This is a genomic window from Quadrisphaera setariae (assembly GCF_008041935.1).
Lineage (GTDB): Bacteria > Actinomycetota > Actinomycetes > Actinomycetales > Quadrisphaeraceae > Quadrisphaera > Quadrisphaera setariae.
On record NZ_VKAC01000025.1, the window covers coordinates 1 to 14,895 of the forward strand.

Below are 14,895 nucleotides of genomic sequence, written 5' to 3' on the forward strand. Positions count from 1 at the left end.
TGACACCCACGCCCACGGGACCGAGGGTGTGCACTTCTTCACCCGCGGCAAGGTCGTCACCTCCCGCTGGCTGGACCCGAGCCACGCGGGCCTGAACCTGGGCTTCCCCACCAACGCCTGACCGACCCACCGACCCCCGCCGGGGTGGCCGGACGCCCACGACCACGACGGTCGTGGGCGTTCGGCCACCCCGGCCCCCGACCTGAGGAGCACGAGAGCATGACCGAGGAGCTGACCGACCTGCGGGTCGCCGTCGTGGGCGTCGGGATGATGGGCGCCGACCACGTGCGGCGCCTGCAGACCCGCACCGCCGGCGCCCGCACCGTGGTGGTGGCCGACGCCTTCCCCGCCACGGCCGAGAAGGTCGCCGCCGCCTGGCCGGGCGTCCGAGTGGCCACCGACCCGCTGGCGGCGATCGCTGACGACGAGGTCGACGCCGTCGTCATCGCCACCCCGGGGAACACGCACGAGGAGCTGGTGAGCGCCTGCCTCGAGCGGGGCAAGCCGGTGCTCTGCGAGAAGCCCCTGACCACCGACGTCGAGAGCTCGCTGCGCCTCGTGGAGGCCGAGCGCGCGACGGGGCGCCGGCTCATCCAGGTCGGCTTCATGCGCCGCTTCGACCCGGAGTACGCGGCCCTGCGCAGCCTCGTGGAGTCCGATGACCTCGGACGTCCGCTGATGATGCACTGCGCCCACCGCAACGCCTCGGTACCGCCGTACTTCACCTCCGAGATGGTGGTCCTCGACAGCCTCGTCCACGAGGTCGACTGCACGCGCTTCCTGCTCGGTGAGGAGATCACCGCCATCACGGTGCTCCACCCCCGATCGCGCCGCGACGTCCCGGACGGCCTGTCCGACCCGACGTTCGCCCTGCTGGAGACCGAGAGCGGCGCCCTGGTCGACGTCGAGGTCAACGTGGCCACCGGCCTCGGGTACGAGGTGCGCACCGAGCTCGTCGCCGAGCGCGGCACCGCGATGATCGGCCTGGAGGGCGGCCCGGTCGTCGCCCGCGGGGGTGCCGGCAGCGCCTCGCGCGGCCGCTCCGTGCCGCCGTCGTTCAAGGAGCGGTTCAAGGCCGCGTACGACCTCGAGTTCCAGGCCTGGGCGGACGCCGCCCGCCGCGGCACGGCCACCGGCCCGACCGCGTGGGACGGCTACGCGGCCACGGCGGTCACGACCGCCGGCGTCGAGGCGCTGCGCTCTGGCCAGCGCACCGAGGTCAGGCTCGCGGCGCGGTCCTGACCGGGCCGCCCGGCCGGGCGTTCGACGGAGGGGGTGGGTGCGCTCGGTGCGCGCCCACCCCCTCCGTCGTCCTGCGGGGGCTCAGGCGCCGTCGCGGAAGGGGTCTCGTCCCCGCTCCACCTCGGCGGCCAGCTCGGCCACGGCGCGTGCGTCCGGCACGGCTCCTGCGGCCCTGACCGCCTCCTCCAGGGCCAGCGCGACCTCGGCGGCGGGTCGACCGGCCATCGCCCGGGCCACCCGTGAGAGCTCGGGCCTCGCCAGCTCGCTGGGCAGCGCTGCCCGGCGGCGGTCGTGCGGCCGCAGGAGGTTGATGAACGTGGTCAGGTCGGTCACGGGCGGTCTCCCCGGGTCGCTGTCCCGGGCTCCGCAGTGGACCGGTCCAAGAGCACCCTTGACGCTCCCCGGAGGCTGTGTCAAAGTCTCACTTGTGCGCATGTAAGGACATGAGCATGAAGTCCCCCAACGGTCTCCGGACCGGCTGCACCGCACCCAGCACCACGGCGACGTCGCCGAGGACAGGCCGACGGAGCCACCGCGATGCAGCTGCGCACCAGCGCCCGGAACGAACGACGACGCTCGCCCGCGCGGACACCGGTGCCCTGCGCAGCCGACGGAAGGACCCCCCATGAGGATCTCGAAGACCCTGCGCCTCGCCGCTCTCGGCGTCGTCGGCGCCATGGCGCTCGCCGCCTGCAGCAGCTCCGGCGGTGCTCAGGAGAACACCTCGAACGACGACGGCACCGCCGCGGCCCCCGCCGCGGGCGGGAAGTCCTACACGATCGCCATGGTCACCCACGAGCAGGCCGGCGACTCGTTCTGGGACAAGATCCGCGCCGGCGCCGAGGCCTCCGCGAAGGCCCACGGCATCGACCTGAAGTACTCGAACGACCCCGACGGCGCCAAGCAGGCGACGCTGATCCAGAACGCTGTCGACAGCAAGGTCGACGGCATCGCCACCACCATGGCCACCCCGGACAGCGTCGGCCCCGCCGCACAGGCCGCGATCGCCGCGGGCATCCCGGTGGTCGCCTTCAACTCCGGCATCAGCGACTACAGCAAGTACGGCGTCACCATGTACTTCGGCTCCGACGAGGACCTCGCGGGCCAGACCGTGGGCGAGAAGATCAAGGCCGAGGGGGGCACCAAGACCCTCTGCGTCATCCAGGCCCAGGGGTCCGTGGCCCTCGACGCCCGCTGCAACGGCGTCACCAAGACCGCCGGCAACACCGAGGTCCTCTACGTCAACGGCGAAGACCTCACGTCCGTGCAGTCGACGCTGCAGGCCAAGCTCCAGCAGGACACCGCCATCAGCGACATCGTGACCCTCGGTGCGCCGATCGCCATGACCGCGCTCCAGGCCAAGGCCGACGCGGGCAGCCAGGCGAAGATCATCACTTTCGACCTCAACGCCGACGCAGCCCAGGCCATCCAGGACGGCAAGATCGAGTTCTCGGTCGACCAGCAGCCCTACGTGCAGGGCTACATGGCGGTCACGGCCCTGTGGCTGAACCTCTCCAACGGCAACGACATCGGTGGCGGCAAGCCGGTGCTGACCGGCCCGTCGATCGTCGACTCCAGCAACATCGGCCCGATCGTCCAGTACGCCAAGAACAACACCCGCTGAGCGCGGACGGGGGGGACGGCGCCGCCGTCCCCCCCGTCCTGCTGCAGAGGCCGGGCAGCAGCCCCCTCGCGAGCACTTCCCTCCGCCGACGGAGGCGCGAAGACTCGCCCCACCCGTCCACGCCCCACCCGCGACCACGACCGACTTGGAGATGAACGGCCATGTCCACCACCGTGGCGACCAAGAACCCGTCACCGGCCCCGTCCGCGGCGCAGCGCCCCCGCCGGTCCCTCCTCGGCCAGGTCCTCGCCCGACCCGAGCTCGGCGCCGCGGCAGCGGCCATCGTCATCGCCCTCTTCTTCCTCGCCTCCGCGCCGGCGTTCCGCAGCCTCGCCGCGGTCTCGACCGTCCTGTACGCCAGCTCGACCATCGGCATCGTCGCCGTCGGGGTCGCGCTGCTCATGATCGGTGGCGAGTTCGACCTGTCGTCCGGCGTCGCCGTGACGACCTCCGCCCTGACGGCGGCCATCACCAGCTACCAGCTCTCGCTCAACGTCTGGGTGGGGGTGCTGGTCTCCCTCGTGGTCGCCCTCGCCATCGGCTTCGTCAACGGGTGGCTGGTGATGCGGACCGGCATCCCGAGCTTCCTCGTCACGCTGAGCACGTTCTTCGTGCTGCAGGGCGTCAACCTGGGTGTCACCAAGCTGCTCACCGGCACCGTGGCCACGGCCAACATCAGCGACATGGACGGCTTCGCGTCGGCCAGGGCGGTCTTCGCCGGCACCCTCTCGCTGGGCCCCCTCAACCTCAAGATCACCGTGCTCTGGTGGGCGGTCTTCACCGTCGTGGCCACCTGGGTGCTGCTCCGCACCCGCGTGGGGAACTGGATCTTCGCCGTCGGTGGCAACCAGGCGAGCGCCCGCGCCGTCGGCGTCCCCGTCCGCAAGGTGAAGATCGGCCTCTTCATGGGCGTGGCGTTCCTGGCCTGGTTCCTCGGCATGCACCTGCTCTTCGCCTTCAGCACCGTCCAGTCGGGCGTCGGCGTGGGCAACGAGTTCGTCTACATCATCGCCGCGGTGGTCGGCGGCGCCCTGCTCACCGGGGGCTACGGCTCGGCGGTGGGCTCGGCGATCGGCGCGATCATCTTCGGGATGACCACCCAGGGCATCGTCTACGCCGGCTGGGACCCGAACTGGTTCAAGACCTTCCTCGGCGTGATGCTCCTGCTCGCCGTGCTGGTCAACCTGTACATCAAGAACGTCGCAGCGCGGAGGGTCTGAGATGACTGACACGATCGCCGAGCACGCCGACAAGGACCTGACGGCCGGCGCCCCCCTCATCCAGATGAGCGGCGTGGGCAAGGTCTACGGGGCCATCCGCGCCCTCGAGGGGATCGACCTGCGCGTCAACGCCGGTGAGGTCACCTGCGTGCTGGGTGACAACGGCGCCGGCAAGTCGACCCTCATCAAGATCATGTCAGGGCTGCACTCGCACTCCGAGGGCACCTTCACCGTCGACGGCGAGGAGGTGACCTTCGGCTCGCCGCGCGAGTCGCTCGCCAAGGGCATCGCCACCGTCTACCAGGACCTCGCCGTGGTCGGCCTCATGGAGGTCTGGCGCAACTTCTTCCTCGGGTCCGAGATCCGCAAGGGGAACTACCCGCTGGCGCCGCTCGACATCAAGGCGATGAAGCGCATCGCCGACGAGGAGCTCCAGAAGATGGGGATCCACGTCAAGGACATCGACCAGCCGATCGGCACGCTCTCCGGCGGCCAGCGCCAGTGCGTGGCCATCGCCCGCGCCGTCTACTTCGGCGCCCGGGTGCTCATCCTCGACGAGCCCACCGCCGCCCTCGGCGTCAAGCAGTCGGGCGTGGTGCTGAAGTACACCGCCGCGGCCCGCGACGCCGGCCTGGGCGTCGTCTTCATCACCCACAACCCGCACCACGCCTACCTGGTGGGCAACCACTTCATCATCCTCAAGCTGGGTCGCCGCGTGCTCGACCGGAAGCGCTCGGAGGTCTCCCTCGAGGAGCTCACCGCCGAGATGGCCGGCGGACAGGAGCTCGCCGAGCTCGCCCACGAGCTCAAGCGCTGACCCGGCGCCACCCACCACGTCAACCCGACCACCGCTGACCAGATCCCGTCTGCGAGGAACCCCGACGATGAGCACCACGCCCGGCACCCCCGGACTCCGCATCGGCACCGCCCCCGACTCCTGGGGCGTGTGGTTCCCCGACGACCCGCGCCAGGTGCCGTGGGAGCGCTTCCTCGACGAGGTGGCCGCCGCCGGCTACCACCTCATCGAGCTGGGCCCCTACGGCTACCTGCCGACCGACCCGGAGCGCCTGCGCGACGAGCTCGGCAAGCGGGACCTCGAGCTGGTCGGCGGCACCGTCTTCACCGGCTTCCACAAGGAGGGCGACCAGTGGACGGCCGCGTGGGAGCAGGCGCTGCGCGTGGCGGAGCTGACCACCGCGCTGGGTGCGGAGCACCTCGTCGTCATCCCCGACCTGTGGCGCTCCGACGCCACGGCGGAGGCCCTCGAGGCGCGCACCCTCGACGACGACCAGTGGAAGCGGCTCGCGGCCGGGCACGACGAGCTCGGCAAGGCCCTGCTGGAGCAGTTCGGGCTGCACCAGCAGTTCCACTCGCACGCCGACAGCCACGTGGGCACCCACGCCGAGGTGGAGCGCTTCCTCGACGAGACCGACCCGCGGTACACCAACCTCTGCCTCGACACCGGCCACTTCGCCTACTACCTGGGCGACACGATGAAGATCATCCGTGACCGGCCCGACCGCATCGGGTACCTGCACCTCAAGCAGGTCGACCCGGCGCTGCGCGCCGCGGCGCTGAAGAACGACACCCCCTTCGCCATCGCGGTGCAGCAGGGCGTCATGTGCGAGCCGACCGACGGGGGAGCGGGCGACCCCCCGCTGCCGCCCGTGGTCGACCTCGTCTCCGAGCTGGTGGGGCCCGACGTCTTCGCCGTCGTCGAGCAGGACATGTACCCCGTCAGGTCCCTGGACGACCCGCTGCCCGTCGCCACCCGGACCCTGCAGCACCTGCTCGCCGGCAGCCCCGCTGCACGGACCCGCTGACCGGACCGCTGAGGAGGCCCGCCGTGAAGACCGCCCTCGACCCCACGCCGTTCCACCACAGCCACTCGCTGCTGGAGTTCCCGCGCCTGGCCGCCGAGCTGGGATTCGAGCACCTGCAGCTCACGCCCCACCGCGACTTCATCCCGTTCTTCCGCCACCCCCGTGCCGACGACGCGCTCGTCAAGCGGTTCAAGTCCGAGTGCGACGCCGCCGGCGTGGGCATCGCCTCGGTGCTGCCGGTGCTGCGCTGGTCCGGACCGGACGAGGTGGACCGCGAGGCCGCGGTCCGCGCGTGGAAGCGCGTCATCCAGATCACGGTCGACCTGGGCGTGCAGGTCATCGGCACCGAGTTCTCCGGCCGTCCCGAGGCCGCCGAGCGCTCCGACGCGTCCTTCTACCGGTCCATGGAGGAGCTGCTGCCGATCATCGAGCGCGAGGGCGTCCGGGTGCTGATCGACCCGCACCCGGACGACTTCGTCGAGGACGGCCTGGAGGCCCTGCGCGTCATCCGCGGCCTGAACAGCCCCAACGTCGGCTTCGTCTACGTGGCCAGCCACACCTTCCACTACGGGCACCCGACCGACGCGGTCATGGAGGCGGCGGGTGACCTGCTGCAGCTCGTCCACGTCTCCGACACCTTCGACCACACCCGCTCCCACGGGCTGCGGTACATCTCCAACCCGCCCGGCAACGCCGCGCGCGTGCACAGCCACCTCAGGGTGGGGGACGGCGACGTCGACTTCGACGCCTTCTTCGACGGCCTCGTGCGCCTCGGCTTCGACCAGCGCGACGACACCGTCATGTGCTCCAGCGTCTTCGCCGAGGACGAGGACGCCGAGGCGGTCTCGCGCTACCAGCTCGCCGCGATGCGCGACGGGATCGCCGCCGCTCGCGCGAGGGCCGGAGCCGCCTGACTCCGCTGCCGCCACCGCGACGACGACGTCAGCCCCGCCCGGGCGCTCCCGGGCGGGGCTGACGCGTTCACGTGCCCGGGTCGTGGTGGGCGGCCTGGTGCTCGCCGAGCCGCTCGGCGAACGCCACCCAGTCGCCGTCGACGGCGGTGTCCAGCAGGCGCTGGTGCTCGAGCAGCACGGTGTCCGGGTCGTCCAGGAGCCGCGGGGCGCTGCGGGCGATGGACAGCTGCTGCAGGTCCTGCAGCCGGTCGTAGGTGGCCAGCATCAGCCCGTTGCCGGCGAGGGCGACGAACGCCCGGTGGAAGCCCATGGCGTGCGAGGTGAACCCCCCGACGTCGCCGCTGCGGAGCGCCGCCCGCTGCGCGTCCAGGCCCTCCGCCTGCTGGGACGCCAGCCGGACGCGCGCGCCGGGGGCGGCCTGGCGCACGCCGGCCACCTCGAGGGCGTGGCGCACCTGGGCGGCCTCCCGCACCTCGTCGGCGGTGAGCTCCCGCACCAGCGCTCCGCGCTGGGGGTAGATGGTCACCCAGCCCTCCTCCTGGAGGCGGGCGAGGGCGGCGCGCACGGGGGTGCGGCTCATCTGCAGGGACGCAGCGAGGTCGTTCTCGCTGAGCATCGAGCCCGGGGCCAGGGCGCCGCTGAGGACGGCCTCACGCAGCTGCGCGTGGGCGCGCTGCGCCGCGGTCCCCGCAGGGCCCGCTGCCACCTCCTGCACGCCCACCGACCTCCTCCGCCCTGCGCACGCCCGTCGTCGCGGCAAGTCTCCCCGACCGCGGTGGGCGGGGACGCAAGGTGCTCCCGACGGCATCCGACCGGCGGCTCCCGAGATGTACTGCCGGCAACTAGTATCCCAGTTGTGTCCCAGCACCCCGTGTCGCCGGTCTCGTCGCGTGCGACGTCGCGCCGCACCTCGGTCGAGCGCCGCGCCGACGTCGACCGCGAGCAGCTCCAGCGCCGCACGGTGCGCTCGTTGGCCCTGGCCCAGGTGGTCGGCGCGATCGGCGTGGCCGTCACCCCGTCGGTGGGGGTGCTGCTCGCCGAGCAGGTCACCTCCAGCGAGGTCTGGGCGGGCGTGGCCCGGACCGGCAGCACCCTGGGCGCAGCGCTGGCCGGCTTGCCTCTGGCTGCACTGGCGGTGCGGTGCGGTGCGGCAGGCGCCACGCCCTGGGCCTGGGGTGGGCCGTCGCCGCGCTCGGTGCCGCCCTGCTCGTCGTGGCGGCCCAGTGGCAGAGCGTGCTCGCCCTGGTCGTCGGGCTGGTCCTGACCGGCGCTGGCAGCGCCTCCCAGCTGCAGGCCCGCTTCGCGGCCACCGACCTCGCCGAGCCGGCTGGTCGCGGCAGGGCGCTGGCCACGGTCGTCTGGGTCGGTTCTCTGGGCTCGGTGCTGGGTCCCAACCTCGGCGCTCCGGGCGCCTGGCTGGCCGACCGCCTCGGGCTGGCACCTCTCGGAGGGGCCTTCGTCCTCGCCGCCGCCGCGATGGCCCTCGGGGCGCTCGCCGTCTGGGTGCTGCTGCGGCCCGACCCGCTGCTGGTGGCCACAGGCCGCCTGGAGCTCTCGCACCGGGGGCCGGTCGCCCCCTCGGGCCCCGCCCCGGGACCCGCGCTCCCGCGCCGGCGCTTTGCGGCCGTCCGCGCCGCCGCCCCGCTGCTGCGCGACGACAGGGCCGTCCGCACGGCCTTCACGGCCGTCATCACCGCACAGGTCGTCATGGTTGCGATCATGACGATGACGCCGGTCCACCTCGCGGCCCACGGGGGCAGCCTCACGGTCGTGGGTCTCACGATCAGCCTGCACATCCTCGGCATGTACGGGCTGGCGCCGGTCGCCGGCGCCCTGGCCGACCGCGCTGGTGCGGTGGCCGGGATCCTCACGGGAGGGGCGCTCTTCAGCGCGTCCTTCGTGGTGGCGGTGCTCGCGGCGGACAGCACGACCGCCGTCGTCGTGTCCCTCGTGCTCCTCGGGCTCGGGTGGTCCTTCATGGGGGTGGCGGGCTCCACCTGGCTGGGGGCGTCCGTCCCGGTCGAGCAGCGCGCCGCGGTCCAGGGTCTGACGGACACCGGCTCCAACACCGCGGCAGCGCTCGGGGCCCTCCTCAGCGGGCCCCTCATGGCGGTGGTCGGCTTCGGTGGCCTGTCGGTGGCGGCCGCGGTCTGCCTGGTGCCCCTGGGGGTCGTGCTGCTGTGCGGACGCGGCGCGCAGCAGGGGTGAAGCGGGCGGTCTCCGCCGCGTGCGGGGTCCGGGGGCCGTTCAGTCGGGGCGGTGCTGCGGGACGCGGTCGCGGGTGTGGGTCGCCTCGGTGAACCCGTGGGGGGCGGGGCGGCCGTCGTCGCCGAGGTTGACGAAGACGATCTCGTCCACGGTGACGATCGGCTCGTGCGTGACGATGTTGCGGACCTCGGCGCGCATCGTCAGCGACGTGCGCCCGAAGCGCGTGGCGGTCAGTCCCAGCTCCACCAGGTCGCCCAGGCGCGCTGACGCGACGAACTCCACCGACGACATGAACTTGGTGACCACGCGGTGGTTGCCCAGCTGGAGGATCGCGAAGATCGCCGCTTCCTCGTCCACCCAGCGCAGCACGCTGCCGCCGAAGAGGGTGTCGTTGGCGTTGAGGTCCTCCGGGCGCACCCACTTGCGCGTCCGGAAGGACATCTCCTCGAGCATCGCCGGACTTTGTCCTGACATATAGTGAGAGTAGGGCATGCGGCACCCCAGGGGAAGGGCCCCGCAGGGGTCAGGTGGAGGTGCCGTCCTGCGTCTGCGTCGTCCCCGTGTCGCCGCCTCCCGCGGCAGCGCCGGCCTGACCGCTCCGGTCGAGCTGGTCCCCCTGACCCGGCGCGACCGCACCGCCCTGGGCTCCTGCGCCTCCCTGCAGGCCTCCCTGCATGCCGCCCTGCCCCTGGGCACCGCCGGGGAAGCCCATCCCGCCCGGTCCGCCCTGCGGGAAGCCACCGGCGCTCGTCCCGGAGCCCTGTGCAGCGGGTGCCGTCACCCGGCCGATGCCGACGCCGCCGATCAGCCCGATGGCGAGAGCCCCCGAGGCGACCAGCGCGGTGAGGCGGTGAGGGCGCCGGGCGACCGGCCCCTCGTCGTGGGCCGTCGGCGCTGCGAACGGCGTCGCCCACGGCGGCTCACCGCTCATCGGCGCTGTCGACGACGACGGCGGGGCGTCGGGGGAGCGGTGCTGCGCATCAGCGGTCATGCCAGGAAGGTCGGACCAGGTGCTGCCCCACCCCTGGGCGGTGCCTATCACCCTCCTGTGGGTCGTCGACCTCTCGCCGCGAGTGGTCCTGCTCATAGCCGGACCACAGGAAGCCCCCAGACAGAGGGGGCCCAGCGCCTCCAGACTCCTCCCATGACCGCGACCGACACCCTCGTCCGCTCCGACGGGAGCCCCCTGCGCGCGCTCGTCGTCGACGACGAGCCCCAGCTGGCCGACCTGGTGTCGATGGCGCTGCGCTACGAGGGCTGGCAGGTCCGTTCCGCCGGTGACGGCGCCGCGGCGGTGAAGGCGGCGCACGAGCTGCGCCCGGACGTCGTCGTCCTCGACGTCATGCTGCCCGACGTCGACGGCCTCACCCTGCTGCGCCGCCTGCGCGAGGAGGCCCCGGACGTGCCGGTCCTGTTCCTCACCGCCAAGGACTCGGTGGAGGACCGCGTCGCGGGCATCCGCGCCGGTGGCGACGACTACGTCACCAAGCCGTTCAGCCTCGAGGAGGTCATCGCCCGGCTGCGAGGACTGGTCCGGCGCACGGGCGTGGTCGCCCGCCGGGAGGACCCGCGCCTCGTCGTCGGCGACCTGACGATGGACGAGGAGGCGCACGAGGTCTTCCGCGGCCAGGACGAGGTGGTGCTGACCGCCACGGAGTTCGAGCTGCTGCGCCTGTTCATGCGCAACCCCCGCAAGGTGCTCAGCAAGGCGCACATCCTCGACCGGGTGTGGAACTACGACTTCGGCGGGCAGGCCAACGTGGTGGAGCTGTACGTCTCCTACCTGCGCAAGAAGGTCGACGCCGGTCGCTCACCAATGATCCACACGGTGCGCGGCGTCGGGTACGTGCTCAAGCCCGCAGCCTGAGACCCGTGAGCCGCTCCGCCGTGAGAGCAGTCCCGGTGCGGGCGTGGTCGCTGCGCACCAAGCTCGTCGTCGCGCTCGTGGCGCTGGTCGCGGTGGTGTGCGCCGTGGTGGGCACGGCGACCGTCGTCGCCCTGCGCCAGCTCCAGCTGGCGCAGCTGGACGCGCAGCTCGTCACCTCCGCCGAGCGCGCGCCCTTCGCCGGTGACAGGTTCCGCGGTGAGTCACTCGAGCGGCCCGAACCGTCGCAGCCGCAGCGCCAGGACCTCGACCGCTGCCCGTCGTCCACGGCCGACGAGGAGGCCGCGGCCGGCGGCATCGGGTTCCTCCTGGCGCCCGGGCAGGCCCCGGGAACGCTGGCCGCCCGCGTCGCTGACGGCCGGGTGACCGCCGCAGCGTCACTGGAGGGGTTCTGCGCCACCACTCTCGGCAGCACCGACGCCACCGCCCTCGCCGGGGTCGCCCCCGACAGGACGCCCCGCACGCTGGACGTCGGCTCGCTGGGCACCTACCGGGTCGTCGGGGTCACCAGCGACACCGACGGCAGCACGCTCGTCACAGGCGTGCCGCTGGCCGGGCTGCAGGCCACGCAGCGCCGCCTCGTGGAGGTGGAGCTGGCCGTGGCGGTGCTCGCCATGGTGCTCGCCGGTCTGGCCGCCGCCGTCGTCGTCCGCCGGTCCCTCCGACCGCTGCGGCGGGTCGCGGCGACCGCCTCACAGGTCAGCGGCATGCCGCTGGACCGCGGCGAGGTCGACCTCGCGGTGCGCGTCCCCGAGCGCGACACCGACCGGCGCACCGAGGTCGGCCAGGTCGGTGCAGCGCTGAACACCCTGCTCACCCACGTCGGCTCGGCGCTGTCGGCCCGCCACGAGAGCGAGCTGCAGGTCCGCCAGTTCGTCGCCGACGCCAGCCACGAGCTGCGCACGCCGCTGGCCTCCATCCGCGGCTACGCCGAGCTCGTCAACCGCGACCCCGCGGCCCTGCCGCCGGCCGCTGCGCACGCCGTCGGGCGGGTGGAGTCCGAGGCCGAGCGCATGACGGGTCTCGTGGAGGACCTCCTGCTCCTGGCGCGCCTGGACGCGGGCCGCCCGCTGGAGACCGAGCTGGTGGACCTGACGCGCCTGCTGCTGGACGCCGTCAGCGACGCCTCAGCGGTCGGGCGCGACCACACCTGGCGCCTGGACCTGCCCGAGGAGCCCGTGGAGGTGGTCGGCGACTCCGCCCGCCTGCAGCAGGTGGTGGTCAACCTGCTGGCCAACGCACGCACGCACACCCCACCGGGCACGACGGTCACCGCCGGGCTGGCGACGACGACGCCGGGCACCGTGGTGCTGTCCGTGCTCGACGACGGCCCCGGGATCCCCGCGGACCTGCTGCCCCACGTCTTCGACAGGTTCGCCCGCGGTGACGGCTCGCGGTCGAGGGCGGCGGGCAGCAGCGGGCTGGGCCTGGCGATCGTGTCGGCGATCGTGGCCTCCACCGGCGGCTCCGTCGACGTCACCAGCCGCCCCGGGCAGACCGCGTTCCTCGTCCGGCTCCCCGTGGCCCCGCTCGACAGCGGGGAGCCGGACCAGGGCGCCGAGCAGCCATAGCCCACGCACAGGGTCGCCCGAGAGGTGCCCCAGCGCCCGCTCCGACGCTCAGTGCATGACCATGAGCTACACGGCTGACAGGGCCGACGACGCCTCGCTGCGGGAGAAGAGCGCTGACGGCGCCGACCGCGCTGGACGGGGCGCGCAGCGCCGCGGGCCGTGGGGCTGGGTGACGTCGCGCCGCGACGACGGGCCCGCGTGGGAGCGCCCGGCCCTGCTGGCGCTCCTGGTCGCGGCGGCGGTGACCTACCTGGTGACACTGGGCTCCTCCGGGTGGGCCAACTCCTTCTACTCCGCGGCCGTGCAGGCGGGGTCGGTGAGCTGGAAGGCGTTCCTGTTCGGCAGCTCTGACGGCGGGAACTCGATCACCGTCGACAAGCCGCCGGCGTCGCTGTGGGTGATGGCGCTGTCGGTGCGGATCTTCGGGCTCTCGTCGTGGGCGATCCTGGTGCCGCAGGCGCTCATGGGCGTGGCGACCACCGGCGTCCTCTACGCCGCCGTCCGCCGCCACTCCACCGCGGGAGCCGCGCTGCTGTCCGGCGTCGTCCTGCTCCTCACGCCGGTGGCAGCGCTGATGTTCCGGTTCAACAACCCCGACGCGCTGCTCGTGCTCCTCATGACGCTCGCCGCGTACACCGTGCTGCGGGCGCTGGAGGGCGGGCGCACCCGCTGGCTGCTGGCCGCGGGCGCCCTGGTCGGGCTGGGGTTCCTCACCAAGCAGCTGCAGGTGTTCCTCGTGCTGCCGGCGCTGGGAGCGACGTACCTCTTCTTCGGGCCCCGTCGAGCGGGTGCGCGCGTGCTGCAGCTGCTCGCTGCGGGTGCTGCGCTGCTGGTCTCCGCCGGCTGGTGGGTGGCGCTCGTGGAGCTGTGGCCCGCCTCGTCACGGCCCTACGTCGGCGGCTCGACCGACAACAGCTTCCTGGGCCTGACCCTCGGCTACAACGGCCTGGGCCGGCTGACCGGTGAGGAGACCGGATCGGTCGGCGGCGGCGGCGGCGGTGGCGGCGGCACCGGGATGTGGGGCGAGACCGGCATCACCCGCCTGTTCACCGCGGAGTTCGGCGGTCAGATCGCCTGGCTCGTCCCCGCAGCGCTGGTGATGGCCGTGGTCGCGCTGGTGCTCCTGCGCCGCCGTCCCCGCCTCGACGGGCAGCGCGCGCAGGTGGTGCTGTGGCTGACGTGGCTGCTGGTCACCGGCCTGGTGTTCAGCTTCATGTCGGGGATCATCCACGCGTACTACAGCGTCGCCCTGGCCCCGGCGGTCGCCGCGCTCGTGGGCGTGAGCGCGTCGCTGCTGTGGCGCGAGCGCGCCCGTCCGCTGGCCCTCGCCGGGCTGGCGGTGGCGACGGCCGGCACCGCGGTGTGGTCGTTCGTGCTGCTCTCGCGCAGCAGCGACTTCCTGCCCTGGCTGTCGTGGGTGGTGCTGGTGGTCGGCGTCCTGGCCGCCGTCGGGCTGGTCGCCTCGGCGCTGCGCCCGTCGGTCACGAAGGTCGTCGCGGGGCTCGCCCTCGCGGCCTCGCTGGCCGGGCCGCTCGCCTGCACCGTCCAGACCGTGGCGACGCCCCACACGGGCTCGATCGTCTCGGCCGGACCGACGGTCGCCGGGGCGATGGGCGGCTTCGGCGGTGGCGGCATGCGGGGAGGTTTCCCCGGTGGTCAGACCGGGACCGCGCCCGGCGGGACGGGGACGACGACGACGCCGGGTGCTGCCGGCGGTACGGCTGCCGGTGGCACGGCGGCAGCCGGCGGCGGCTCCACGGGCAGGACGGGCGGCGCCGGCGGCGGGATGGGTGGGCTGCTCAACGGCAGCACCCCGAGCGCCGAGCTGGTCACGCTGCTGGAGCAGGACGCGAGCTCCTACACCTGGGTCGCCGCGACCGTCGGCGCCAACAACGCCGCGGGCTACCAGCTGGCCACGCAGGAGCCGGTCATGCCGATCGGCGGCTTCAACGGCACCGACGCCTCCCCGACGCTGGAGCAGTTCCAGGCCTGGGTGGCGGAGGGGAAGATCCACTACTTCGTCCCCGGCCGCACCGGCGGCGAGGGCCAAGGGACGGCCGCCCAGATCACGTCCTGGGTGGAGGCGACCTTCACCGCCCAGACCGTCGGGTCCACCACCGTCTACGACCTCACCACCGGTTCCTGACCCGCCGCGCCTCGAGCGCCGGTCGTCCCCTCGCGGGGGACGGCCGGCGCGTCGTCGTCCCCACCGCGACCACGGGCCTGCGACTCGACCTGGCACTGCCGCGCGCCGAGTCCCATGATCACGACGCTGGACGTTCGCAGGGTCACGTCCCCTGTAGTGGTGTAGATCGTTCTCACCGTGCGGGGTCAGCTGGTGGGGATCATGCCGTCGTCGCGGCCCCGGTGTCGATGCTGATGCCGCCGTCCGTGACAGCACCGGGGAC

15 protein-coding genes are annotated in these 14,895 nt (G+C 73.3%); 11 read left to right on the top strand and 4 right to left on the bottom strand.

Features of this window, described 5'->3' with window-relative positions; genetic code table 11:
* The first annotated feature begins 231 nt into the window (after positions 1 to 231).
* Positions 232 to 1,242: a Gfo/Idh/MocA family protein gene (locus tag FMM08_RS22605; protein WP_187279948.1), complete on the top strand. Its 1,011-nt coding sequence runs from the start codon at positions 232 to 234 to the stop codon at positions 1,240 to 1,242.
* Between the two features lie 81 nt (positions 1,243 to 1,323).
* Here FMM08_RS22605 and FMM08_RS22610 read toward each other — a convergent pair whose 3' ends face one another.
* Positions 1,324 to 1,575: a hypothetical protein gene (locus FMM08_RS22610; RefSeq protein ID WP_147928621.1), complete on the bottom strand. Its 252-nt coding sequence runs from the start codon at positions 1,573 to 1,575 to the stop codon at positions 1,324 to 1,326.
* A 292-nt stretch (positions 1,576 to 1,867) separates the two neighbouring features.
* Between FMM08_RS22610 and FMM08_RS22615 the strand changes: the two genes are divergently transcribed.
* From FMM08_RS22615 to FMM08_RS22635, 5 genes are all read left to right on the top strand, one after another.
* The gene (locus FMM08_RS22615; RefSeq protein WP_147928622.1) at positions 1,868 to 2,866 is read left to right on the top strand and encodes a substrate-binding domain-containing protein; all 999 of its coding nucleotides are present in this window, start codon (positions 1,868 to 1,870) and stop codon (positions 2,864 to 2,866) included.
* A 161-nt stretch (positions 2,867 to 3,027) separates the two neighbouring features.
* Entirely contained in the window at positions 3,028 to 4,086 is a 1,059-nt protein-coding gene (locus FMM08_RS22620) for an ABC transporter permease (protein WP_147928623.1), read from the top strand.
* 1 nt (position 4,087) lies between these two features.
* On the top strand, positions 4,088 to 4,903 hold the full coding sequence (locus FMM08_RS22625; protein ID WP_147928624.1) for an ATP-binding cassette domain-containing protein: 816 nt from the start codon (positions 4,088 to 4,090) through the stop codon (positions 4,901 to 4,903).
* Positions 4,904 to 4,937: 34 nt separating this feature from the next.
* Positions 4,938 to 5,909 carry a sugar phosphate isomerase/epimerase family protein gene (locus FMM08_RS22630; RefSeq protein WP_439653582.1) on the top strand — a complete coding sequence of 324 codons (972 nt, stop codon included), beginning with the start codon at positions 4,938 to 4,940 and terminating at the stop codon, positions 5,907 to 5,909.
* Positions 5,910 to 5,932: 23 nt separating this feature from the next.
* Complete coding sequence (locus tag FMM08_RS22635; RefSeq protein WP_147928626.1) at positions 5,933 to 6,823, top strand: sugar phosphate isomerase/epimerase family protein; 891 nt, start codon at positions 5,933 to 5,935, stop codon at positions 6,821 to 6,823.
* 67 nt (positions 6,824 to 6,890) lie between these two features.
* Here the strand turns inward: FMM08_RS22635 and FMM08_RS22640 are convergent, their stop codons facing one another.
* Positions 6,891 to 7,544 carry a GntR family transcriptional regulator gene (locus FMM08_RS22640; protein WP_222711106.1) on the bottom strand — a complete coding sequence of 218 codons (654 nt, stop codon included), beginning with the start codon at positions 7,542 to 7,544 and terminating at the stop codon, positions 6,891 to 6,893.
* Positions 7,545 to 7,679: 135 nt separating this feature from the next.
* Between FMM08_RS22640 and FMM08_RS23910 the strand changes: the two genes are divergently transcribed.
* Positions 7,680 to 8,087: a hypothetical protein gene (locus FMM08_RS23910; RefSeq protein ID WP_255472707.1), complete on the top strand. Its 408-nt coding sequence runs from the start codon at positions 7,680 to 7,682 to the stop codon at positions 8,085 to 8,087.
* A complete protein-coding gene (locus FMM08_RS22645; protein WP_255472710.1) occupies positions 7,994 to 9,031 on the top strand; it encodes an MFS transporter in 1,038 nt (345 codons plus the stop codon). Before FMM08_RS23910 ends, FMM08_RS22645 begins: the two co-directional genes overlap by 94 nt.
* Before the next feature lie 39 nt (positions 9,032 to 9,070).
* Here the strand turns inward: FMM08_RS22645 and FMM08_RS22650 are convergent, their stop codons facing one another.
* Both FMM08_RS22650 and FMM08_RS22655 read right to left on the bottom strand, forming a co-directional pair.
* Positions 9,071 to 9,505, bottom strand: a complete 435-nt coding sequence (locus FMM08_RS22650; protein ID WP_255472708.1) for an acyl-CoA thioesterase — start codon at positions 9,503 to 9,505, stop codon at positions 9,071 to 9,073.
* Between the two features lie 49 nt (positions 9,506 to 9,554).
* A complete protein-coding gene (locus FMM08_RS22655) occupies positions 9,555 to 10,022 on the bottom strand; it encodes a hypothetical protein (RefSeq protein ID WP_147928627.1) in 468 nt (155 codons plus the stop codon).
* A gap of 153 nt (positions 10,023 to 10,175) precedes the next feature.
* On the opposite strand from FMM08_RS22655, the gene FMM08_RS22660 reads away from it, so the two are divergent.
* Genes FMM08_RS22660 through FMM08_RS22670 form a run of 3 tightly spaced genes read left to right on the top strand, consistent with a single transcriptional unit; the run spans position 10,176 to position 14,633 of the window.
* Positions 10,176 to 10,898, top strand: coding sequence for a response regulator transcription factor (locus FMM08_RS22660; protein WP_147928628.1), 723 nt, complete (start codon positions 10,176 to 10,178; stop codon positions 10,896 to 10,898).
* Between the two features lie 5 nt (positions 10,899 to 10,903).
* Positions 10,904 to 12,487, top strand: coding sequence for a sensor histidine kinase (locus FMM08_RS22665; RefSeq protein WP_255472709.1), 1,584 nt, complete (start codon positions 10,904 to 10,906; stop codon positions 12,485 to 12,487).
* A gap of 55 nt (positions 12,488 to 12,542) precedes the next feature.
* Positions 12,543 to 14,633 (top strand): glycosyltransferase family 39 protein, encoded by a 2,091-nt coding sequence (locus FMM08_RS22670; protein WP_222711108.1) that lies wholly within the window; start codon positions 12,543 to 12,545, stop codon positions 14,631 to 14,633.
* The last annotated feature ends 262 nt before the right edge of the window (positions 14,634 to 14,895 follow it).